Source organism: Phenylobacterium sp. FG114, assembly GCF_057809855.1.
In genome coordinates this window covers 183,444-202,710 of sequence record NZ_JBMDKU010000002.1, presented here as the reverse complement: position 1 = coordinate 202,710, position 19,267 = coordinate 183,444, and the positions used below count along the sequence as shown (strand labels likewise).

Below are 19,267 nucleotides of genomic sequence, written 5' to 3'. Positions count from 1 at the left end.
GGACCATCGAAGAAGGAGCCCTGCATGACCGCCAGCGAGCCGACGCACCCCCTGATCCCCGCCGACCGGGTGAACGGCACCGACGTCGTGAACAAGGCCGGCCAGAAGCTGGGCAAGATCGAGGACGTGGCCATCGAGAAAGTCTCCGGCGAGGTGGCCTACGCCATACTGTCGTTCGGCGGCCTCCTGGGGATCGGCGCCAAGTATCATCCCGTGCCCTGGAAGCTCCTGAAGTACGACAGGGACAAGGCTGCGTACGTCATCCCCCTGGAGAAGGCCGACCTCGAGACGGCGCCGATGATCGACGAGACGGAACTGTCGGGCTGGAACGACAGCCTGAGCCGGGACGCCATTTACAACTACTACTCCAGCTACGGCATCGGCCCCTACTGGGGCTAAGGCTTTCTTTCAGCTTGGGTTCAGGTGCGCGGGGCGATACGAGCGCCCCTTTCATCTTTCCGACCCGGCCGAGCGTACAGCAAACCCATGCGACTGTTCATTGCATCCCTGACCGCCCTCGCCCTCGTTGCGACCTCGGCCGAGGCCGCCCCGTCGCAGGGGATCACCGCGGCCTTCGGCAACACCGTCAAGGCGCTCTATCCCGACGGCAAGTACCAGTGGCTCTGGTTCAATCCCGACGGCAGCTGGGAAGCCTTTGGCCGGCGCGGCAAGTGGTCGTCGGGCAAGTGGTCGGCCAAGGACGCGGGCGAGGTGTGCCTGAAGCAGTCCAAGCCGATCCCGATCCCCATCAAGTACTGTACGCCCTTTCCGGCCAACGGCGGTGTGGGCGCGGTGTGGACCTCCAAGAGCATGGAGGGCGACCCGATCAAGGTGACCGTCGTGAAGGGCATCCAGCGGCCGTCTGGCGCGCGCCCCGCCGGAAACTAGTCCGCCGTCTGGAAGGCGTCGTCGCGCACCCACTGCTCGGCCACGGCGCGGGTCACCGATTGCATGAAGGCCAGGCGCGCCGGCACCGACTGGCGGGTGTGGCGCATCATCACCGCGACGGCATAGACGCGGCCGTCGGGGGCGGTCAGCAGGCCCACATCGTTTATGCCGACCGACGCGCCGCGGAAATCCTGGCCCGTGCCGGTCTTGTGGGCGATCGACCAGCCGGCGGGCAGGCCGCCCTTCAGCCGTCGCGGACCCGTGCGGGCCTGGGCCATCAGGCCGACCAGGCGCTGGGTCGAGGCTTCTGAGAGCAGCTCGCCGCGCGACAGGGCGGCCAGCGCCCCGGTGATGCCCGCCGGCGAGGCGCCGTCCAGCGGATCGGCGAGATAGGCGTCCATCGCCGCCTGGCGGAGGTCCATCGGCAGCGCCTGACGGGCGGCCTGGAAGTTCCAGCCGATGCCGTAGTCCGCCTGCCACACCAGCCCGGCCGTCCGGGCCTGCAGGTCACGTTCGTACGCGCCGACCTTGACGCCCGTCAGGCCCATGTCCTTCAGGGTCTCGGCCACGCCGTCGGGGCCGCCCAGTTCGCGCATCAGCCGGTCGTTGGCGGCATTGTCGCTTTCGACCAGCGCGCGGCGCAGCAGGTCGGAGATGGGCGTCGAGTAGCCGGCCGAACCGATCTTGTAGGAGACGGGCTGGAAGAAGACCGACCGATCGGCGTCGGTGAGGGTCACCGTGGCTTCCGGATCCAGCCGCCCCTCGTCGGCCGCCTTCATCACCGCGATGGCTACCCAGAGCTTGGAGACGCTCTGCTGGGGATAGGGCCGGTCCATGTCCACGCCGGCGGTCCAGCCGGTGTCGACGTCGGTCACGGCGACGCCGACTTCCTCGCCATAGGCCGCGACCAGCTCGGCGAGCCGCGTCTGCAAGGCCTCTGGGGCCGGCGGCGCCTGGCGGCGCTGGATCTCGAGGCGGGCCGCGGTCAGCGGCCCGGACGCGAGCCTGACGGATCGATCCGCGGAGACCAGGCCTCCGGCCAGCGCCGCGGCCGCGACCAGCACGCCGGCGGCGATCGCCCGGCGGCTACGGAAGATTCGAGACCACTGCGCCATACGGGCGGAACGCTCCAGCTACTCAATCGTGCGCGTGCCCATGGTGATGGTCGTGCGCATCGCCGCTCGCGCGGACTTCGACCGTCACATGGGACAGGCCCGCCAGTCCAGCAAGCCGGGCGCGGTATGTCGCCACGGGCTTGGGATGCTGGGCCGCGATGACCGCGATCACGGCGTGGTGGCCGGGCCCCAGACGCCAAAGGTGCAGGTCGACCACCGTCTCACCCTCGTCCGACAGCCGTCGCCGCACCTCCGAGGTCAGCTCGGGCGAAGGATTGATGTCCACCAGCGCCGCGCCGGCCTTGCGCATGAGGCTCCAGGCGAACTGGGCGACCAGGAACGCCGCCAGCAGACCGGCCAGGGGGTCGGCGAAGCTGAGGCCCCACCACTGACCCGCACCGATGGCCGCCAGGGCCAGCACCGATACGGCGGCGTCGGCGCTGAGATGCAGGTGGGCGGCCGACAGGTTGAGGTCGCCCTGCGGGTCGTTCCGGGACGCGGTGACGCCCGTGGGCTTCAGCAGCCAGATGCAGACCAGGTTCACCACGAGGCCGCCCGCGGCGATCGGGAGCGCGTCCTGATAGTCGACGGCCTCCGGGTTCAGCAGGCGCGCGACGCTCTCCACAGCGATCAGGACGGCGGTGACGGCCAGCACCACGGCGTTCGCGAAGCCCGCGAGGTAACCGATCTTGCCGGTGCCGAAGCTGAAGGCTGGGTTTTCGGCGTGACGCCGCGCGAGGGCGTAGGCGCCGGCGGCGACCACGAGAGCGACGACATGCGCGGCCATGTGCAGGCCGCTCGCGACCAGGGCCATGGAACGGGTCGCCGCACCGCCGGCGACCAGCGCCGCGAGGGTCGCCACGCAGATGGCGGTCACAATCCAGGTCCGGCGCTCGTTGCGCCGATGGTCCGCGCCCAGATAGGTGCGGTCCTCGCGGAAGGCGTCCAGCGGCGTGGCGGGCGCGGTCTCGGGCCGGTCGGCAGTGGTCATATGTTATAATATAACGCTCACGTCGGATAACACTAGCCCAGAGAACGGCACTTCATAAGTCCCGCTCGTCCGCTTACATGACGGCCCATGAGCGAGACCCTCACCAAGACCCCCGTCACCGTGCTGACCGGCTACCTCGGCGCCGGCAAGACGACCCTGCTGAACCGCATCCTCTCCGAGGACCACGGCAAGAAGTACGCCGTCATCGTCAACGAGTTCGGCGAGGTGGGGATCGACAACGACCTGATCGTCGGCGCGGACGAAGAGGTCTTCGAGATGAACAACGGCTGCGTCTGCTGCACGGTGCGCGGCGACCTGATCCGGGTGCTCTCGGGCCTGATGAAGCGCAAGGGCAAGTTCGACGGCATCATCGTGGAAACGACCGGCCTGGCCGACCCCGCGCCGGTGGCCCAGACCTTCTTCGTGGACGACGACGTGCGCGCCCGTACCGAGCTGGACAGCGTGACCACCGTCGTCGACGCCAAGCACCTGCCGCTGCGGCTGAAGGACTCCAAGGAGGCCGCCGAGCAGATCGCCTTCGCCGACCAGATCATCCTGAACAAGACCGACCTGGTCTCGGAGGCCGACCTCGCCGAGGTAGAGAAGGCCATCCGCACGCTGAACCCGATGGCGCCGATCCGCCGGGCGCAGCGCTCGAACGTGCCGCTGGACGCGATCCTGGGGCGCCACGCCTTCGACCTGACGCGCGTGACCGAGTTGCAGCCCGACTTCCTGAACCCGGCGCATGGCGAGGCCGGGCACGTGCACGACGAGCACTGCGACCACGACCATCATCACCACGACCATGATCATGACCACCATCACGGTCATGACCACGGGCACGGCCACATTCACGACCACGTCGCCGAGAGCGGGATCAGCTCCATCTCGCTGACGTCCGACAAGCCTATCGACGGAAACAAGGTCACCGCCTGGCTCAACAACGTCCTTCAGACTCAGGGCGTGGACATCCTGCGCGCCAAGGGGATCCTGGACGTGAAGGGCGAGGAGCGCCGGCTGGTGTTCCAGGCCGTGCACATGATCCTCGAAGGTGACTTCCAAGGGCCCTGGAAGGCCGGCGACAACCGCTATTCGCGGCTGGTGTTTATCGGCCGCAATCTGGACGAGGCGGGCCTGCGGGCCGGTTTCGAGAGCTGTATCGCGGCTTAGACCCTAAGCCGCGACCGCCGTCTCATTGAGCATCCGGCGGAGACGCTGGGCGGCGACGACCTCGGGGCGCAGGACGCCGCACCAGTCGACGGTGCGGCCGCCGCGCCATTCCATCACCACCTGGCGGCCCACCAGCCTGAACCGGGCGCGATGCGCCGCGCCTGCCACCGTGATCTCGAACGTCTGCCACATCGTCTTCCGCGCCTTTGCGCTGTTCCCAAGGCCGTTCTGGCCCCACCGCCGGCCATGGTTAAGCTTCCAAGGTTGCCCCGCGATTAATGATGAACATCAGAGATCTTCGCCGACGAGACCCACCTTCTCGAAGCCGTGGGCGCGCAGGCGGTTCATCACGCCCATGAGGGCGCCGTAGCGGACACCCTCGTCCGCCCGCAGGTAGATCCGTTGCTCCGTCGGCCGCGGACCTGCGCCCGCGGCGACCAGCTCGGGCAAGGCCTCAAGACTGACGGCGCGCTCGCCCACATAGATGCGGCCTGCCAGCGTCAGGGTCACGATCACCGGGGCCTGGGCCGGCGTGGGCGCCGCCTGCGCCTGGGGCAGGTCGACCTTCACCGACACCGTCGAGACCGGCAACGCCACCATGAAGATGATCAGCAGCACCAACATGACGTCGACGAAGGGCGTGACGTTGATCTCGGCGTTCTGGCGCACGTTCCAGACGTCGTTGCGGGCGGAAAGCGAGGCTCCCATGAGCGCGTCCTCCTGAAAGGTTACGCCTGTAATATATTATCTCTGTAAATTTATACAAGCCCAGGATCGGGTCGAAGAAAAAGCCCGCCGGGGTTTCCCCCGGCGGGCCTTTCGTGAAGCTGTTCGAAAGAGGCTAGAGCTCTTCGTTGATCAGGGCGACCTGATAGAAGCCGTTGCCCTGCAGGTCGTTCATGACGCCCATGAACTCGCCGTACAGCACGTCCCGGTCGGCGCGGATGTACACGCGCTGCTCGGTCGGCGGAATGGTCGGATCCTCGACCTGGAAGCGGGCCGTGAGGTCCGAAGCCAGACGATCGAGTGTCGTGCCCTGTTCACCGATGAAGATGCGCTGACCCCGCTGAATGTTGATCAGCAGGGGCTCCTTCACCTTGGTGCCCGGGGGCGGCGGGATCGCCGGCGGCAGGTCGAGCTTGATCGACACCGTCGCGGCCGGGATCGACACCATGAAGATGATGAGAAGCACGAGCATGACGTCCACGAAGGGCGTCACGTTCATGTCCGAGTTCTGGCCGAGGTCGAATTTGGATCCGCCCCCTCCGCCAACCTTACCGCCCATGAATCCTGGTTCCTTACCCTTAGCGCGCTCAGTCCGCGCCTTCGGCCCGACCATTGGCAAGCCGGTAAGGGCTTGTAAAGTCGAAAGCGCCGGAACGCTGTTCGCCTGTCGAAAACGCCCCGCGCTTGCCCGGCGCTTCCCGCCCTCCTAGGAAGCCGCCATGACCTTCAGCTTCGACGCCTATGTGACGGCCGCCCTCTTCGACCGGGCCGGGAGGGCCGCCTTCGCCCTCGGGGACGGCTCCGTCCGCTTCGAGGGCGGCGAGACCGTCGAGGCCCACGACGGCGCCATCCTCTCAGCCTGCCTGCCACCTAGCGGGGAAGGCATTCTCACCGGCGGGGACGATGGCCGGCTGGTGCTTTCCACGCCTGCCGGCGCCCAGGAAATCGCCAGGCTGCCCGGAAAGTGGATCGACTCGGTCGCCGCCAGCCCCGAGTCGAAGCTGGTCGCCTTCGCCGCCGGCCGCGAACTGCACGTGCGCGATCCCTCCGACCCGGCCTTCGCGCGCACCTTCGTCCACGAGAAGTCGATCGCCGACATCGCCTTCGACCCCAAGGGACGGCGCCTGGCCGCCGCGACCTACGGCGGCGTCTGGCTGTGGTATGCGCGGATCGCCGACCAGAAGCCCACGATCCTCAAGTGGGCGGGCAGCCACATCGCTGCCTGCTGGAGCCCGGACGGCAAGTTCCTGGTCAGCGCTATGCAGGAGAACCAGCTGCACGGCTGGCGGGTGGCCGACGAGAAGAACATGCGGATGGGCGGCTATCCGTCGAAGGTTCGCAGCCTGGCCTTCATGTCGAAGGGCGCGCTGATGGCCACGTCGGGCGCCAACGGGGCGGTCTGCTGGCCATTCGCCGGCGCGACCGGACCGATGGGCAAGCAGGCGGCCGAGATCGGCTATGACGACTCGGCGCTGACCACGCGCATCGCGACCGGGCTCGACAAGACCTGGCTGGCCGCCGGCCTGGACGACGGCCGCGTCTGGGCGGCTGACGTGACCGGCGAGAAGCTGGTCCCCATCAAGTCCGAGAAGGGCGCCGCCATCTCCGCCCTCGCTCTCAGCCCCGACGCCAAGCGCGTGGCGTGGGGGGACGAGGACGGCAATGGTGGCGTCGCCGAGATCTCGTAGGATGCAGATGCACCCCCAGCGGGGGAGGACTTTGTCGCTAGCCTACTTCCAGGCGCCGTAGGGGTCCTTGAAGGGCTTGCCGAGCGCCTCGGCCACCGCCGGGTGCGTGACCTCTCCCGCCAGCACATTCAGGCCCTTCGCGAGGTGCTTGTTCCTATTCAGCGCATCCAGGCCCTGGTCGGCCAGCTGCAGCCCGAAGGGCAGGGTCGCGTGGACCAGGGCTTCCGACGACGTCCGCGGCGCGGCGCCCGGCATGTTGGCCACGCAGTAGTGGACCACGCCGTCGATGACGTAGGTGGGCTCCTTGTGGGTGGTCGGCCGACTGGTCTCGAAGCAGCCGCCCTGGTCGATCGACACGTCCACCAGCACCGAGCCCGGCTTCATCCGTGACAGATGCTCGCGGCGGACGAGCTTGGGGGCCGCCGCCCCCGCCGACAGCACCGCGCCGATCACCACATCGGCCTTCAGGACCTCCTCCTCGACGGCGTCGTACGTCGAGTAGCGGGTGATGACCCGGCCGGCGAAGATGTCGTCGATGTAGCGCATGCGCGGGATCGAGCGTTCGACGATCACCACCTCGGCGCCCAGACCGGCGGCCATCTGCGCTGCGTTGGCCCCCACCACGCCGCCGCCCAGGATGCAGACCCGCGCCGGCGGCACGCCCGGCACGCCCGAGATCAGCAGGCCCATGCCGCCGTTGTGCTTCAGCAGGGTCTCGCCGGCCGAGAAGACCGCGATGCGGCCGGCCACTTCGGACATGGGCGCCAGGAGGGGCAGGCCACCGTTGTCGTCGGTCACCGTCTCATAGGCGACGGCCGCACAGCCCGACGCCAGCAGGCCCTCGGTCTGCGCCGGGTCCGGCGCCAGGTGCAGGTAGGTGAAGAGGATGTGGTCCTTCGTCAGGCGCGCCCACTCGACGGCCTGCGGCTCCTTCACCTTGACGATCATCTGGGCGCCGGAGAACACGGCCGCCGCGTCCGGCACGATCTTCGCGCCGGCCCGCTCGTAGGCGGTGTCCGCATAGCCTGCGCCGACGCCCGCGCCGGCCTCGACGATCACCTCGTGGCCCCTGGAGACGTATTCCCGCACCGCCGTGGGCGGCAGCCCCACGCGATACTCGTCCGGCTTGATCTCGCGCGGCACGCCAACACGCATCGGACGGTCTCCCAGGGTGAGTTACTGCGGTAGGGCGGGCATTTGGGGAGCGACCCCGCCGAGGGTCAAGCGTGGCAGGGCGAAGCCTTCGCCCTCGCGTTCTGCGTTGCCAGCGGACGGGCGGCCGCCCATGCTCCCAGCCATGCTGGCTGAGCTTCGATCGCTCGTCCTGGGCCTGATCATCGTCACGGCGCTGACGCCGCTGGCGGTGTGGGCCGTGCAGGCGGCCAAGCGCCGACGGGGCGGCGCCGCGCTGGTGACCGGCTTCCTGCTGATCGTCGGAATGAACATGCCCATACTCCGTCCACCGCCCTCACTGGCCGAACTGGTGCGTCGGCAGGCCGAGGGCGACGATGACGAAGGCTGACCAAAGGCAGACACGACCATCAGGGCTGCGTGTCGTGATGTTCTGGGCTCGCGAGCACTTCGGGCTGGTCGCCGCGCTCCTGACCCTGCTCATCCTCTGCGGCGGCCTCGTCGCGATCAACCTACCGGCCGGACCGCCTCGCGTCGCTCACGGGGTAATCGCAAGTCTGGGCTTCAGCGAAACGTAACACGGCTCGCAGCCCTACGCCGATGTCCTCGTCGATGGGCGCAGCGCGCGCATAGGGCTAGCCAGAGGATCCCGCTGCCGCACCGGCGACCGCGTGGCGCTCACGCGCCAGAAGGCGGGCGTGGGCGAACGATACGCCCTCGCTCCGCCCGGCTGCACGCGACCCTAGTGGGCCGCGGGCGAGTTCTCGGAAATCTCTTCCAGCGTCTGGCCGACCTTCTTGGCGCCGTAGTCCACGGCGATGTCGCCCAGCGAGATGATGCCGGCCAGCCGGCCCTGGTCGTTCAGCACAACCAGCCGGCGGATCTGCTTCGAACCCATCTTGGCCGTGGCGTCGGCGACATTGTCGTTCTCGCTGCACGTCTCGACGTCCTCGGTCATGACCTGGGACACCGGCGTATCGAGGCCCAGGCCCTCGGCGACCACGCGGATGACGATGTCGCGGTCCGTGACCAGGCCGACAACCTTTCCGTCGTCGACGACGGGCACGGCGCCGCTCTCGATCTTGGCCATGGTCTGCGCGACCTCGGCGATGGTCGAGCGGGGGGTGGCGGTGACCACCTGGGCGGTCATGACTTCACTGACGTTCATGGGGCGGGCTCCTTCGGGGTCGTCGGCAGACAAGAACCCCGATCGAGCTCGGCCGTTCCCGACCGCCGGTGCTTCACTGTTGATTGAACGTCGAAGTATCACGAACCGGCTGCGGGGCGGCGGCCCAGCTCCGGCGCATGCGGAGCATCGCGCCGGTCGCGCCAAAGCCCATGAGCATGAGCAGCCATGCGGCCGCCTCCGGATGCGGCAGGCGCGCGACCGGCGCGACCGGCATCGAAAGGGGCAGCGCCAGCACGCTGGCAGCGAGGGCGGATCTCAATCTCATGGCGCCAATCCTCGTGTGATTGGGCGTCCCTCCACGCGGAGAGACTACGCCGGCCACAAGTCACGACAACGACAATCGCCCGCCGGAACCGCGAAGCGCGGAATTGACGAGCGATTGGGCGCCGGACGGCCTGGATCGCCGAGGCCGCGCCTCAGAGCACGCAGGCGGTGAGGCCCTCGTTGCGCACCACGCGGGCGTTGCGGTTGATGCTGCCCGCCCGGCGCTTCATGTACGGCCCGGGCTTCGCGGCCTTCCACGAAAGGGGCTTAGGTACGATGGCGGCCAGGCGCGCGGCCTGGGCGGCCGTCAGCTTCGACGCCGGCACGTGGAAATTCTTCTGCGCCGCCGCCTCGGCGCCGTACACGCCGGGGCCCCACTCGATGGAGTTCAGATAGACCTCCATGATCCGCTCCTTGCCCCAGCCCACCTCGATCAGGACGGTGAACCAGGCCTCCAGGCCCTTGCGCACCCAGTCGCGGCCCGGCCAGAGGAAGACGTTCTTGGCCGTCTGCTGGCTGATGGTGGAGCCGCCGCGCATCTTCTTGCCGGCGGCGTTTGCCTTCATGGCCTTCTCGATCGCCTCGACGTCGAAGCCGTGATGTTCGCAGAAGCGCGCGTCCTCGGCGGCGATCACCGCGCGCACCAGCGCCGGCGAAATCCGCTCGATCGGGACCCATTTGCGCTCGAAGCCGTGGCCCTCGAACACCCGCTGGATCATGAGGTAGGTTATCGGCGGCGGCACGAACCGGTAGACCGCGACCACGATTACCGGGCCGATGAAGAACACCATCAGGCCGGCCACGACGATGGCCTTCACCACGCCCCAGAACCCGCCGCTCTTGCCTCGTTTCGCCACGCGCGCTTGCCTTCACCCTACGAACGGATGCTAGGCGCGATTCGTAAGGCCCTGGTCAATTGGAACAGCCATGAACGTCTCGGACGCGATCGCCCGCCGGATCTCCATCCGCGCCTTCACCGACCAGGCCCCCTCGCGCGCCATCGTGGCGGGCATCCTTGAAAAGGCGGCCCTGGCGCCCTCGGGCGGCAATCTGCAGCCGTGGCGGGTCTATGCCCTGGCCGGCCAGCCGCTGGCGGACTTCAAGGCCGAGGTGGCGAAGAACCCGATGGGCGAGACGCCGGAGTACGACGTCTATCCGCCCAGCCTCTGGGACCCCTTCCGCACCCGCCGCTTCGAGAATGGGGAGCAGCTCTACGCCGCCGTCGGCGTGCCGCGCGAAGACAAGGCGCAGCGCCTGCGCTGGCTGGCGCGCAACACCGAGTTCTTCGGCGCGCCGGTCGGCCTGTTCTTCTGCCTCGACCGCAAGCTCGGCCTGCCGCAGTGGGCCGACCTCGGCATGTACATGCAGAACGTGATGCTGCTGGCCGTCGAGGCGGGCCTCGACACCTGCGCCCAGGAGTTCTGGGCCCGCTACCCGAGGACCGTCGCCAAGGCGCTGGGCCTGCCCGACGATCACATGGTGTTCTCCGGCATGGCCCTCGGCTATCGCGACCCCGACCACGCCATCAACGCCTGGCGCTCCACCCGCGACCCGGTGGACGTCTGGTGCGAACTGAAAGGGTTCGAGGCTTGAAACGCATCGTCCTCTGGGCCGCCCTGTTCGGCGGGATCTCCTATGTGGCCAGTTGGTTCCTGGACCTGCCGCCCGGGCTCAGCACCGCCTGGAAGGGCACGGGGGTCGGCCTGCTCGCGGTCTACGCCGCGCTGAACGCCCGGAGCCTCGACGGCTGGCTGCTGGCCGTGGTCATGGCCTTCGGGGCCCTGGGCGACGTGCTGCTCGAGACGCACGGCCTGATTACGGGGGCCTTGGCGTTCCTGACCGGGCACCTGATGGCGATCTGGCTCTATCTGAAGAACCGCCGGCCCCACACGGCCGCGCGCCACTGGGCCATCGCCGGCCTGTTGTTCGTGGTCATCACCGGCGTCGCCTATCTCCTGCCGCCGGACCGGGCGGGCGCTCCTGGCATCGCGCTCTACGCCTCCGGCCTAGCCGCCATGACCGCCGCGGCGTTCCTCAGCCGCTTTCCGCGCACCCTGGTCTTCGCGGGGGCCCTGATGTTCGCGGTCTCGGACCTGCTGATCTTCCTGCGCACCGGCCGCCCGGCGATGGACACCTTCCCCATGGGCCTCACCGTCTGGGGCCTCTACTTCGGCGGCCAGGCGCTGATCGCGCTGGGCGCGGTGCGGACGCTGGGCGACCGTTCGCCGCAATCCGTGCGTTGAGGTTCCGCTAACCAACGATCTTCAACCGGTCTTCACCGCGTTCGGCCAGGGTTTGGGCTCGCCCGGCTCGAACGGAATCCCATGCGGCTCACGCCCCACAGCCTGATCAGGATGCTGCGCGTCGGCGCGATCGTCGGCGGCTTGGCCGCGGTGGCCGCGCTGTCGGGGCCGTTCCAGTACGACGACCTGCACCTGCCGTTCCCGGACACCATAGCGCATGGGATGCTGTTCTACGCCCTGACCCTGGTGGCCACAGGCGCCCTGCCCCGCTCCCGCGCCTTCGAGATCGCCCTGGCCTTCGTGGCGCTGGGCGGCGCAAGCGAGCTTGCCCAATCGCTGGTCGGCCGCGAGATGTCGTTTCACGACTTCTTCGGGGACATCGCGGGCGTAACCACCGCGTATGCGCCCGTCGCGATCGGCCGGCTGCGCGAGCTGGCGCGAACCCATCCGGACACCACGTTCGCCGAGCTCCGCAGCCAGGACCGTCGTCGGCGTCGTCGCGAAGCCGCCGCCGCGCCTGAGACGGCGCGCTAGAGCCCGTATTCGGCGGCGAAGCTGTCGATCGGCGCTTCGGTCGCCAGCACGCGCAGCGGGAAGACCAGCCACGGTCGATTCGCATCGAGCGACGGCAGGTTCGCGAGTAGCGCGTCGCGCACGTCCGGCCGCACCTGCTCGCGGCTGTCGATGATCTGGCCCCAGCTCGACGTTCCGGTCAGGTGCAGGGAGCCCGTCCATACCGTCCTCGACGCGGCGTAGTCCGCCGGAAACAGCCGGCGGTAGGCCTCGACGTTGTACAGCCAGGACTTGCCGCGGATGACCTGCGCCTCGGGATGCCCCGTCAGCACATGGCGGGTCATTGCCGCAAGTTCCGCGCGGCGGCGTTCCAGCTTGGCGCGGGCCAGGGGCCCGCCGACGTCGTCGGTGTCGGCGTTGAAGAAGTGGATTCGCACCACGCCCTCGGCGTCGGGCGCGTCGCAGGCGAAGCAGCCGAAGCCCGCCTGCCAAGGGTGCGGGATCGTCTCCGGCGGGTTGGAGGCGCAGGCCGACTGCGACAGCGCTACACGCGCGGCCAAGTCCCCCGCCGCCTCAAGCCCACGCGCGTAGGCCTTCCAGCCCTCAGAGCCGTCCTGGTCCGGCAGGTTCACGCCGAATCCGAGCCGTCGGTGAAGGTTGGTGTGGCGCAGAGCCATCTCGCCCAGCGGAGCGCCGGTCAGCTCGGCCATTCGCCCGGCCAGCCGAAGCTGCGCCTCGAAATAGGGTCCGAGGCGCTCCGCGCGCGCTGGGTGTTCGGACGACATCGCCTGTTGGTCTAGCGCGCCGGGAAATAACTCCGCAACATTCGGCCCGGCGCATACGCGTCCAGAAACAAGACCACCGGGAGGCTCTGCCATGTGTGACGACGACATCCACGTCGGGCTCGTCTACGACCCCACCGTTTCGCGCCGCACCTTTGGACTGATGTCGGTGGCCGCCGCGGGCGGCGTCGCCACCGCAGCTCACGCCGCCGGCGAGGTGGTGGAGAAGGATGTCGAGGTGAAGACCGCGGACGGCGTCGCCGATGGCGCGCTGTTCCATCCGGCCGGCAAGGGGACCTGGCCCGCCGTGCTTATCTGGACCGACATCGCCGGCCTGCGGCCCGCGTTTCGGGAGATGGGTCGCCGGCTGGCCGCGCAAGGCCATGTCGTGTTGGTCCCGAACCCGTTCTATCGCTCGGTGAAGGGGCCGGTGGCGACGCCCGGGTTCGACTTCAACAAGCGCGAAGATCGCGCGCGGGTGATGGGCTATCGCCAGGCGATGACCAATGACGGCGTCGACAACGACGCCAAGGCCTACCTGGCCTTCCTCGACGCCCAGCCGCAGACCGACAAGAAGAAGAAGGCCGGGGTGCAGGGCTACTGCATGGGCGGGCCGCTCTCGTTCCGGACGGCCGCGGCGGTTCCGAACCGCATCGGAGCCGTGGGCTCGTTCCATGGCGGCGGGCTCACCACGAAGGCGCCCGACAGCCCTCACCTGCTGATCCCAAAGACCAACGCCGCCTACCTGGTCGCCGTCGCCAAGAACGACGACGAGAAGCAGCCCGAGTCCAAGGACATCCTGAAGGCCGCTTTCGCCGAGGCGAAGAAGACCGCCACGGTCGAAGTCTATCCCGCCGACCACGGATGGTGCGTGAAAGGCAGCCAGGTCTACAACGAGGCCGCCGCGGAGAAGGCCTGGGCCGAACTCAGCAAGCTCTACAAGGCGAGCCTGGCCTGACCTCTACTTCGGCGCGGCGGCGGCCCCGCCGCGTTCGAACGTGCCCGCGGGGCCCGGAAACACCACCGGGCTCTCGTGGCCGTCGGCGCCGATGGCGCTGACCCCGAAGAACCAGTCGTCGATATTGACCCCGGTCAGCTTCATCTCGCCGCTGGTCCCGGCGACCCGCGAGTGGGTCCACTGCGGCTCGGTCGTGCCTCGCCACCAAACGCGGTAGGCGGCCGCGTCTGGCGAGGGGGTCCACTTCACCGTCGTGTCGGCGCTGACCGCGCCGGCGATCTGCACGCCCACCGGCGGCTTCGGGGCGGAAGCCAGCGCAGCCATGGTGACCACGTTGAGGCGGGTCACCTGGGCCAGGTAGGCGAAGTCGACGCCGTCCACCGTGTCGCCGAACTTGATCCCGTTCTCGGTGCGCAGGTCCTGGTGCTGGCGGGTGTAGTTCTCCACGGCCTCGGTGACGCGCACCGCCGGGAAGCCCGCCTTCAGCATCTCCACCTGGTCGCCGCCGCGGCTGAACCGGTCGGTGCGATAGACCATCACCACATCGAAGTTGCTGAGGTAGCGGTCGGCCATCCCGTCCATGAACCGAGCCAGGTTGCGCGACGGGCTGTCGACCTCGCCCCCATTGTACCGGCGGCGGTTGGCTTCCTCGGCGGTCTCGGTCGTGCGCGTACCCTCGGAGAAGATCCGCACATGGGTGTTGTTACGGGCGCCGCCGATGCCTTCGGTGTTGCCGACGATGTCGTTGTTGAGGTTGGCCTCGACGCTCCATCCCTGGGCGACGGCGTACTCGGCCAGCACCTTGCCGCCCAGCAGGCCCTGTTCCTCGCCGGCCAGGGCGGCGAACACCAGGGTGGCGGGGAACTGTTGCTTGCAGAGCACCCGCGCGGCTTCCATCACCGCCGCCGTTCCCGAGCCGTCGTCGTTGGCGCCCGGCGCATCGGATGTGAAGTTCTTCGCGTCGGTGACCCGGCTATCGTAGTGGCCCGAGATCACGATCACCCGGTTGGGGTCACTGGTCCCCGGCAGGATGCCCAGCACATCCACCACCTCGGTCGGCCCGGCCAGCCGCTCCGCGGTCATCAACTTCGAGGGCGTCGCGACCTTCAGCCGGCCGCCGCACTCCCTCGAAGCCGCCTCGAACTCCGAAGCGATCCAGCGCCGCGCGGCGCCGACGCCGCGCTTGTCCGACTTGGTGTCGGACCCGGTGTGCCGCGTGCCGAACGACACCAGCTTCTCGATGGTCGCCTTCTGCCGCGCAGGCGACACCTGGCCCGCCAGCTCCTTGAGCAGCGGCTGCTCACCACCGAGCGGCTGGGCGTGAGCCGTCGTTGCGACGAGAACGGCGGCGAGGGCGGGAATGGCGATGCGCATGGTGCGCGACCATACCCAAAGTTCAGGCTGGCGAAAGGCTGTGCTTCAGCAGGGCGTCGTAGTGAGGGCGGGCCCGATCGGCGATGCGGCGCAGATCATCGGGAAGCTGCGGCGCCGACTTCTGTCTGGGCGCCTCGAAGCCCGTGGACCGCTCGACGGCGTCGTACCAGGCCGGCGCCCAGACGCCGTCGCTGTCGCGGCGTCCAGCAGGCCAACTCAACATCCGTTCGTCGAAGGGCAGGCCCAGCGCCGCGCAGAGCGCCGACAACATTCCGCGCGGATCGGCCAGCACGTCGGCGCCGCGCACCACCGGCGGCGCTCGACCCAGCCGATCGGCCTCGCGGTCGAACAGCTCGCGCTGCTGCACGGCGCCGATGTCGTCCAGGGTCACGTCGGCGCGCTTCGCCGTGTAGGACGCCAGCACCTCGGCGGGATCGCGGATCAGGAAGCCGTTGGTGCGGTCGGCAGCCCAGTCGAGGCCCATGCCCGGCAGCATGTGGTGGGCCATGTGCTTCTCGTAGACCACCGGGCCGTCCAGGGCGTCCAGCTCACGTACAACGTCGCGCCAATCCTGTGGCTGCGAGGCCAGGACCTCGTCGCGCATGGGATGGTCCAGGCCGGTCTGGGCGAGGTAGGCGGCGTAGAACGGCTCGTCCACGACCGTGCAGTCCGCGCGGTTCTCGAAGCTGCGCATCATGGCGGTGGAGATGTTCCGCGGCCCCGACCACATGGCGATCCGCAGGGTCATGCGCCGGCGTCCTCGTCCTTCAGCGCCGCATAGGCGTCGCGGAGCCGCCGGGTCATCGGCCCGGGCAGCGCCTCGGGCAACTCATGGCCGTCGATCGAGCGCACCGGCGTCAGGCCGCCGAAGGTGCCGGTGACGAACGCTTCGTCCGCCTCCGCCACGTCGGCCAGGTCGAAGTCGCCGAGCGTGATCGGGATGTCGTGCCGCCGGCACAGCGCGATGACGTTGGCCCGGGTCACGCCGTTGAAGCAGTAGTCGCCGGTCGAGGTCATCACCCGGCCATCGCGCACCCAGAAAAAGTTGGTGGCGTTGCAGCTCGACACGAACCCGTTCGGGTCCAGCATCAGCGCCTCGTCCCCGCCCTTCTCGATCGCGTCCAGCAGGGCGCGGATCAGGGCCAGGCGGCTGTGCGAGTTCAGCCGCATGTCGAACATCTCGGCGGGCGTGCAGAGGATCGCCGAGGTGGCCAGCGCCAGGCCTTTGGTCAGGATCTCCGGCGACGGCTCCTTGTACTCGGCGGTGATGACGATGGTGGGCTTGCCCAGCCAGTTGCGCGGGTCCTGGTTGACCGCCTTCTTCTCGCCCCGCGTCACCATCAGTCGCAGGTGCGCGCCGTGCTCCATGCCGTTGGCGTCTAGTGTGCGCTGGATTTCGGCGGTGAGCTCCGCCTGGGTCAACCCGATGTCGAGGGCGATGTCTCTCAGTCCCTTGTAGAGCCGCTCAAGGTGGGCCTCGAGGAAGAGCAGCCGGCCCTTGTGCAGCCGCAGCCCCTCCCACACGCCGTCGCCGAGCACGAACCCCGCGTCGAACACCGACACGCGCGCCTTGTCCTTCGGGACCAGCTCACCGCTGACGTACACCTTGAGGTCGGCGTTCCGAGGGTCCGCCGCGAAGTCCTGACTGCCTGCCATGGGCGGGAACCTAGCGGCGCCGTGCGACGGCTCAAGCCCCTACATCCTGCTCGTCATCCCCGGGCCTGACCCGTGGATCCAACAGGCCTTTCCGGAAGGGCCGGAGGGATGGCCGGGTCAGGCCCGGCCATGACGAGCTGTTGGGGTGGCGTGGAAGGCGGCCGCACGCCATACCTCTCCGCTCTGAAGGAGCCATCCATGACCTACATCGGCGGATCGACGGCGGAACAGGAGCTGGCGGCGCTGGCGCCGTGGCCGAAGGCGCCGGCGATCACCCGCGAGGAGCGGCTGACCCGCCTCGCCAAGGCCCAGGCGCTGATGACCTCGGACGCCATGATCATCGGGGCAGGCGCGTCCTTGCGTTACTTCGCCGGTGTCGCCTGGGGCGCCACCGAGCGCCTAGTGGCGATGGTGCTGCCCAAGGCCGGCGAGCCGGTGATGATCTGCCCGCGCTTCGAGGAGGGGTCGCTGCTGGCCTCGCTCAGCATCAAGGCGCCTTTGCGCCTGTGGGAGGAGCACGAGGACCCCGCAGCCAGGGTCGCCGCGGTGCTGGCCGATTGGGGCGCGAAGTCCCTCGCGATCGACCCGGCCCTCGCCTTCGCCATGTTCGACGCCCTGCGGCTGGCCGCGCCGGGCGTCGAGATGATCAACGCCGCGCCTGTCGTGGACGGCTGTCGGGCGATCAAGTCGCCGGCCGAGCTGGCGCTGATGTCCCAGGCCAAGGCCATGACGCTGGAGGTCCATCGCCGGGCCGCCCGCATCCTGCGCGACGGGATCACCACCGCCGAGGTCCGCCGCTTCATCGACCAGGCGCACCGGGCCCTGGGGGCCGACGACGGCAGCTCGTTCTGCGCCGTGCAGTTCGGCGAGGCCTCGGCCTATCCGCACGGCCTGCCCGGCGAGCAGAGCCTGAAGGCCGACGACCTCGTGCTCATCGACACCGGCTGCCGCGTCCAGGGGTACAACTCCGACATCACCCGCACCTACGTCTTCGGCCAGGCGACCCAGGACCAGCTCCGCGTATGGGAGGTGGAAAAGAGGGCCCAGGCCGCCGCCTTCGAAGCGGTCAGACCCGGCGTGCCGTGCGAGGAGATCGACGCGGTGGCGCGGCGCGTGCTGGCCGCCGAGGGCTTCAGCCCGGATTACGATCTTCCGGGCCTGCCCCACCGCACCGGCCACGGGATCGGGTTGTCGATCCACGAGGCGCCGTATCTGGTGCGCGGCGACAAGACGCCGCTGGCCCCCGGCATGTGCTTCTCCAACGAGCCGATGATCGTCATCGAGGCCAGCTTCGGCGTGCGGCTGGAGGACCATTTTCACGTCACCGAGGACGGCGCAGCCTGGTTCACGCCGCCGCAACCGGCCATCGACAGGCCGGTCTGATGAAGCTGCTCACCGTCGAGGACGCCCGGGCCCGGATGCTGGCCGAGGTGCCCGTCTTGCCCACCGAAGTCGTGGCGATCCAGGAGAGCATCGGCCGGGTGCTCGCCGAAGACGTCACCGCCGTGCGGGACCAGCCGCCGTTCGACGCCTCCGCGATGGATGGCTGGGCCGTGAGGGGGGCCGACACGCCGGGGGCCTTGCGCATCGTCGGCGAGAGCGCGGCGGGCCACGGGTTCGAGGGCGCGATGCAGGCCGGCGAGGCCGTACGCATCTTCACCGGCGCGGCCATGCCCGCGGGCGCCGACGCCATCGTGATCCAGGAAGACGCCACCCGCGAGGGCGAAACGGTCACCGTGCCCGCGGTCGAGGCCCGGCATTACGTCCGGCCCGCGGGCGGCGACTTCAAGGCTGGCGCGGCGCTGTTGTCGCGGGGCGTGCGCATCGACCCTTGGCGGCTCTCGCTCGCCGCGGCGGCCGGACGGGCCGAGCTGTCGGTGACGCGGCGGCCGAAGGTGGCGCTGTTCTCGACGGGCGAGGAGATCGTCGAGGCGCCGGCCAAGCCGGGCCCGTTCCAGATCTACGACTCGGGGTCTCGCGCGCTGGAGGCCCTCATCGCCGGATGGGGTGGCGAGGTCCACCGCGCGCGCCCCGTGAAGGATGAGCTCGAGGCGACGATCCACGCCCTGCGCGACGCCGAAGGCGACCTGGTGGTGACGGTCGGGGGCGCCTCGGTGGGCGACCACGATCTGGTGCGGACGGCGGCCGAGGCGCTGGGCCTGCAGATGAAGGTGGCGAGCGTCGCGGTCCGGCCGGGCAAGCCCACCTTCTTCGGCGTGCTGGAGGACGGGCGACGCCTCCTGGGCCTGCCGGGCAATCCGGCCTCGGCCATGGTCTGCGCCGAGCTGTTCCTGAAGCCGATCCTGGCCGCTTACGCCGGCGCGGATCCCGCCCTGCCGATGATGGGAGCCCGACTGGCGCAGCCGCTGCCGGCCAACGGCCCGCGCGAGCAGTGGATGCGCGCGAAGCTCAGCTTCGAGGGCGGCGCGGTGACCGCCCAGCCGTTCCGGGATCAGGACTCTTCACTGGTCAGCATCTTCTCGGCCGCCGACGCCCTGCTGAAGCGCCCCGCCGACGCACCCGCCGCCGCGGCGGGCGATGTGGTCGAGGTGCTGCCGCTCTCGCGGGCGTAGCGCAGC

24 protein-coding genes are annotated in these 19,267 nt (G+C 69.3%); 11 read left to right on the top strand and 13 right to left on the bottom strand.

Annotated features, from left to right (window positions below):
- Positions 1 to 24 precede the first annotated feature (24 nt).
- Together ACODSY_RS04030 and ACODSY_RS04025 are read left to right on the top strand one after the other, a co-directional pair.
- Positions 25 to 399 carry a PRC-barrel domain-containing protein gene (locus ACODSY_RS04030; protein ID WP_488950365.1) on the top strand — a complete coding sequence of 125 codons (375 nt, stop codon included), beginning with the start codon at positions 25 to 27 and terminating at the stop codon, positions 397 to 399.
- An 87-nt stretch (positions 400 to 486) separates the two neighbouring features.
- Positions 487 to 888 carry a hypothetical protein gene (locus ACODSY_RS04025; protein ID WP_488950364.1) on the top strand — a complete coding sequence of 134 codons (402 nt, stop codon included), beginning with the start codon at positions 487 to 489 and terminating at the stop codon, positions 886 to 888.
- Here the strand turns inward: ACODSY_RS04025 and ACODSY_RS04020 are convergent.
- Together ACODSY_RS04020 and ACODSY_RS04015 are read right to left on the bottom strand one after the other, a co-directional pair.
- Positions 885 to 2,003 carry a serine hydrolase gene (locus tag ACODSY_RS04020; protein WP_488950363.1) on the bottom strand — a complete coding sequence of 373 codons (1,119 nt, stop codon included), beginning with the start codon at positions 2,001 to 2,003 and terminating at the stop codon, positions 885 to 887. The two genes, ACODSY_RS04025 and ACODSY_RS04020, sit on opposite strands and share 4 nt — an antisense overlap.
- Before the next feature lie 22 nt (positions 2,004 to 2,025).
- Entirely contained in the window at positions 2,026 to 2,994 is a 969-nt protein-coding gene (locus tag ACODSY_RS04015) for a cation diffusion facilitator family transporter (RefSeq protein WP_488950362.1), read from the bottom strand.
- Between the two features lie 87 nt (positions 2,995 to 3,081).
- Here ACODSY_RS04015 and ACODSY_RS04010 point away from each other — a divergent pair, with 87 nt between their 5' ends.
- Entirely contained in the window at positions 3,082 to 4,164 is a 1,083-nt protein-coding gene (locus ACODSY_RS04010) for a CobW family GTP-binding protein (RefSeq protein WP_488950361.1), read from the top strand.
- A 3-nt stretch (positions 4,165 to 4,167) separates the two neighbouring features.
- Here the strand turns inward: ACODSY_RS04010 and ACODSY_RS04005 are convergent, their stop codons facing one another.
- The 3 genes from ACODSY_RS04005 to ACODSY_RS03995 form a co-directional block, all read right to left on the bottom strand.
- Entirely contained in the window at positions 4,168 to 4,356 is a 189-nt protein-coding gene (locus ACODSY_RS04005) for a hypothetical protein (protein ID WP_488950360.1), read from the bottom strand.
- Between the two features lie 96 nt (positions 4,357 to 4,452).
- Complete coding sequence (locus ACODSY_RS04000; protein ID WP_488950359.1) at positions 4,453 to 4,872, bottom strand: ExbD/TolR family protein; 420 nt, start codon at positions 4,870 to 4,872, stop codon at positions 4,453 to 4,455.
- A gap of 133 nt (positions 4,873 to 5,005) precedes the next feature.
- Positions 5,006 to 5,449, bottom strand: a complete 444-nt coding sequence (locus tag ACODSY_RS03995; RefSeq protein ID WP_488950358.1) for a biopolymer transporter ExbD — start codon at positions 5,447 to 5,449, stop codon at positions 5,006 to 5,008.
- A gap of 160 nt (positions 5,450 to 5,609) precedes the next feature.
- Here ACODSY_RS03995 and ACODSY_RS03990 point away from each other — a divergent pair, with 160 nt between their 5' ends.
- On the top strand, positions 5,610 to 6,578 hold the full coding sequence (locus tag ACODSY_RS03990) for a WD40 repeat domain-containing protein (protein ID WP_488950357.1): 969 nt from the start codon (positions 5,610 to 5,612) through the stop codon (positions 6,576 to 6,578).
- Positions 6,579 to 6,620: 42 nt separating this feature from the next.
- Here the strand turns inward: ACODSY_RS03990 and ald are convergent, their stop codons facing one another.
- Positions 6,621 to 7,733, bottom strand: coding sequence for an alanine dehydrogenase (gene ald, locus ACODSY_RS03985; protein WP_488950356.1), 1,113 nt, complete (start codon positions 7,731 to 7,733; stop codon positions 6,621 to 6,623).
- A gap of 130 nt (positions 7,734 to 7,863) precedes the next feature.
- On the opposite strand from ald, the gene ACODSY_RS03980 reads away from it, so the two are divergent.
- Positions 7,864 to 8,100, top strand: a complete 237-nt coding sequence (locus ACODSY_RS03980; RefSeq protein ID WP_488950355.1) for a hypothetical protein — start codon at positions 7,864 to 7,866, stop codon at positions 8,098 to 8,100.
- 351 nt (positions 8,101 to 8,451) lie between these two features.
- Here the strand turns inward: ACODSY_RS03980 and ACODSY_RS03975 are convergent, their stop codons facing one another.
- From ACODSY_RS03975 to mtgA, 3 genes are all read right to left on the bottom strand, one after another.
- Positions 8,452 to 8,877, bottom strand: a complete 426-nt coding sequence (locus ACODSY_RS03975) for a CBS domain-containing protein (protein ID WP_488950354.1) — start codon at positions 8,875 to 8,877, stop codon at positions 8,452 to 8,454.
- A 73-nt stretch (positions 8,878 to 8,950) separates the two neighbouring features.
- Positions 8,951 to 9,163: a hypothetical protein gene (locus ACODSY_RS03970; protein WP_488950353.1), complete on the bottom strand. Its 213-nt coding sequence runs from the start codon at positions 9,161 to 9,163 to the stop codon at positions 8,951 to 8,953.
- A gap of 151 nt (positions 9,164 to 9,314) precedes the next feature.
- Positions 9,315 to 10,019 carry a monofunctional biosynthetic peptidoglycan transglycosylase gene (mtgA, locus tag ACODSY_RS03965; protein ID WP_488950352.1) on the bottom strand — a complete coding sequence of 235 codons (705 nt, stop codon included), beginning with the start codon at positions 10,017 to 10,019 and terminating at the stop codon, positions 9,315 to 9,317.
- Between the two features lie 70 nt (positions 10,020 to 10,089).
- Here mtgA and ACODSY_RS03960 point away from each other — a divergent pair, with 70 nt between their 5' ends.
- The 3 genes from ACODSY_RS03960 (at position 10,090) to ACODSY_RS03950 (ending at position 11,939) form a co-directional block, all read left to right on the top strand.
- Positions 10,090 to 10,755: a nitroreductase gene (locus tag ACODSY_RS03960; protein WP_488950351.1), complete on the top strand. Its 666-nt coding sequence runs from the start codon at positions 10,090 to 10,092 to the stop codon at positions 10,753 to 10,755.
- Positions 10,752 to 11,405: a lysoplasmalogenase family protein gene (locus tag ACODSY_RS03955; RefSeq protein WP_488950350.1), complete on the top strand. Its 654-nt coding sequence runs from the start codon at positions 10,752 to 10,754 to the stop codon at positions 11,403 to 11,405. Before ACODSY_RS03960 ends, ACODSY_RS03955 begins: the two co-directional genes overlap by 4 nt.
- A gap of 81 nt (positions 11,406 to 11,486) precedes the next feature.
- Positions 11,487 to 11,939: a hypothetical protein gene (locus ACODSY_RS03950; protein WP_488950349.1), complete on the top strand. Its 453-nt coding sequence runs from the start codon at positions 11,487 to 11,489 to the stop codon at positions 11,937 to 11,939.
- On the opposite strand, the gene ACODSY_RS03945 is transcribed toward ACODSY_RS03950, so the two are convergent.
- A complete protein-coding gene (locus tag ACODSY_RS03945) occupies positions 11,936 to 12,703 on the bottom strand; it encodes a hypothetical protein (protein WP_488950348.1) in 768 nt (255 codons plus the stop codon). The genes ACODSY_RS03950 and ACODSY_RS03945 overlap by 4 nt on opposite strands.
- Before the next feature lie 91 nt (positions 12,704 to 12,794).
- Between ACODSY_RS03945 and ACODSY_RS03940 the strand changes: the two genes are divergently transcribed.
- Positions 12,795 to 13,658 (top strand): dienelactone hydrolase family protein, encoded by an 864-nt coding sequence (locus ACODSY_RS03940; protein WP_488950347.1) that lies wholly within the window; start codon positions 12,795 to 12,797, stop codon positions 13,656 to 13,658.
- A gap of 3 nt (positions 13,659 to 13,661) precedes the next feature.
- On the opposite strand, the gene ACODSY_RS03935 is transcribed toward ACODSY_RS03940, so the two are convergent.
- The 3 genes from ACODSY_RS03935 to ACODSY_RS03925 are packed head-to-tail and all read right to left on the bottom strand — an operon-like array spanning position 13,662 to position 16,688.
- Positions 13,662 to 15,032, bottom strand: a complete 1,371-nt coding sequence (locus ACODSY_RS03935; RefSeq protein ID WP_488950346.1) for a M20/M25/M40 family metallo-hydrolase — start codon at positions 15,030 to 15,032, stop codon at positions 13,662 to 13,664.
- A 22-nt stretch (positions 15,033 to 15,054) separates the two neighbouring features.
- A complete protein-coding gene (locus tag ACODSY_RS03930; RefSeq protein WP_488950345.1) occupies positions 15,055 to 15,780 on the bottom strand; it encodes a sulfotransferase-like domain-containing protein in 726 nt (241 codons plus the stop codon).
- On the bottom strand, positions 15,777 to 16,688 hold the full coding sequence (locus ACODSY_RS03925) for an aminotransferase class IV (RefSeq protein WP_488950344.1): 912 nt from the start codon (positions 16,686 to 16,688) through the stop codon (positions 15,777 to 15,779). Before ACODSY_RS03925 ends, ACODSY_RS03930 begins: the two co-directional genes overlap by 4 nt.
- 198 nt (positions 16,689 to 16,886) lie before the next feature.
- Here ACODSY_RS03925 and ACODSY_RS03920 point away from each other — a divergent pair, with 198 nt between their 5' ends.
- Positions 16,887 to 18,071 carry a M24 family metallopeptidase gene (locus ACODSY_RS03920; RefSeq protein WP_488950343.1) on the top strand — a complete coding sequence of 395 codons (1,185 nt, stop codon included), beginning with the start codon at positions 16,887 to 16,889 and terminating at the stop codon, positions 18,069 to 18,071.
- Complete coding sequence (locus ACODSY_RS03915) at positions 18,071 to 19,261, top strand: molybdopterin molybdotransferase MoeA (protein ID WP_488950342.1); 1,191 nt, start codon at positions 18,071 to 18,073, stop codon at positions 19,259 to 19,261. Before ACODSY_RS03920 ends, ACODSY_RS03915 begins: the two co-directional genes overlap by 1 nt.
- Positions 19,262 to 19,267 lie beyond the last annotated feature (6 nt).

Excerpts from the sequence above, each read along its gene's own strand:
- ACODSY_RS03990 (WP_488950357.1), top strand. The coding sequence starts at position 5,610 with ATGACCTTCAGCTTCGACGCCTATGTGACGGCCGCCCTCTTCGACCGG.
- ACODSY_RS04015 (WP_488950362.1), bottom strand. The coding sequence starts at position 2,994 with ATGACCACTGCCGACCGGCCCGAGACCGCGCCCGCCACGCCGCTGGAC.
- ACODSY_RS03925 (WP_488950344.1), bottom strand. The coding sequence starts at position 16,688 with ATGGCAGGCAGTCAGGACTTCGCGGCGGACCCTCGGAACGCCGACCTC.
- ACODSY_RS04000 (WP_488950359.1), bottom strand. The coding sequence starts at position 4,872 with ATGGGAGCCTCGCTTTCCGCCCGCAACGACGTCTGGAACGTGCGCCAG.
- ACODSY_RS04020 (WP_488950363.1), bottom strand. The coding sequence starts at position 2,003 with ATGGCGCAGTGGTCTCGAATCTTCCGTAGCCGCCGGGCGATCGCCGCC.
- ACODSY_RS03930 (WP_488950345.1), bottom strand. The coding sequence starts at position 15,780 with ATGACCCTGCGGATCGCCATGTGGTCGGGGCCGCGGAACATCTCCACC.
- ACODSY_RS04010 (WP_488950361.1), top strand. The coding sequence starts at position 3,082 with ATGAGCGAGACCCTCACCAAGACCCCCGTCACCGTGCTGACCGGCTAC.
- ACODSY_RS03935 (WP_488950346.1), bottom strand. The coding sequence starts at position 15,032 with ATGCGCATCGCCATTCCCGCCCTCGCCGCCGTTCTCGTCGCAACGACG.
- ACODSY_RS03960 (WP_488950351.1), top strand. The coding sequence starts at position 10,090 with ATGAACGTCTCGGACGCGATCGCCCGCCGGATCTCCATCCGCGCCTTC.
- ACODSY_RS03915 (WP_488950342.1), top strand. The coding sequence starts at position 18,071 with ATGAAGCTGCTCACCGTCGAGGACGCCCGGGCCCGGATGCTGGCCGAG.
- ACODSY_RS03945 (WP_488950348.1), bottom strand. The coding sequence starts at position 12,703 with ATGTCGTCCGAACACCCAGCGCGCGCGGAGCGCCTCGGACCCTATTTC.
- ACODSY_RS03920 (WP_488950343.1), top strand. The coding sequence starts at position 16,887 with ATGACCTACATCGGCGGATCGACGGCGGAACAGGAGCTGGCGGCGCTG.
- ACODSY_RS03980 (WP_488950355.1), top strand. The coding sequence starts at position 7,864 with ATGCTCCCAGCCATGCTGGCTGAGCTTCGATCGCTCGTCCTGGGCCTG.
- ACODSY_RS04030 (WP_488950365.1), top strand. The coding sequence starts at position 25 with ATGACCGCCAGCGAGCCGACGCACCCCCTGATCCCCGCCGACCGGGTG.
- ACODSY_RS03940 (WP_488950347.1), top strand. The coding sequence starts at position 12,795 with ATGTGTGACGACGACATCCACGTCGGGCTCGTCTACGACCCCACCGTT.
- ACODSY_RS04025 (WP_488950364.1), top strand. The coding sequence starts at position 487 with ATGCGACTGTTCATTGCATCCCTGACCGCCCTCGCCCTCGTTGCGACC.
- ald (WP_488950356.1), bottom strand. The coding sequence starts at position 7,733 with ATGCGTGTTGGCGTGCCGCGCGAGATCAAGCCGGACGAGTATCGCGTG.
- ACODSY_RS03970 (WP_488950353.1), bottom strand. The coding sequence starts at position 9,163 with ATGAGATTGAGATCCGCCCTCGCTGCCAGCGTGCTGGCGCTGCCCCTT.
- ACODSY_RS03975 (WP_488950354.1), bottom strand. The coding sequence starts at position 8,877 with ATGAACGTCAGTGAAGTCATGACCGCCCAGGTGGTCACCGCCACCCCC.
- ACODSY_RS03950 (WP_488950349.1), top strand. The coding sequence starts at position 11,487 with ATGCGGCTCACGCCCCACAGCCTGATCAGGATGCTGCGCGTCGGCGCG.
- ACODSY_RS03995 (WP_488950358.1), bottom strand. The coding sequence starts at position 5,449 with ATGGGCGGTAAGGTTGGCGGAGGGGGCGGATCCAAATTCGACCTCGGC.
- ACODSY_RS04005 (WP_488950360.1), bottom strand. The coding sequence starts at position 4,356 with ATGTGGCAGACGTTCGAGATCACGGTGGCAGGCGCGGCGCATCGCGCC.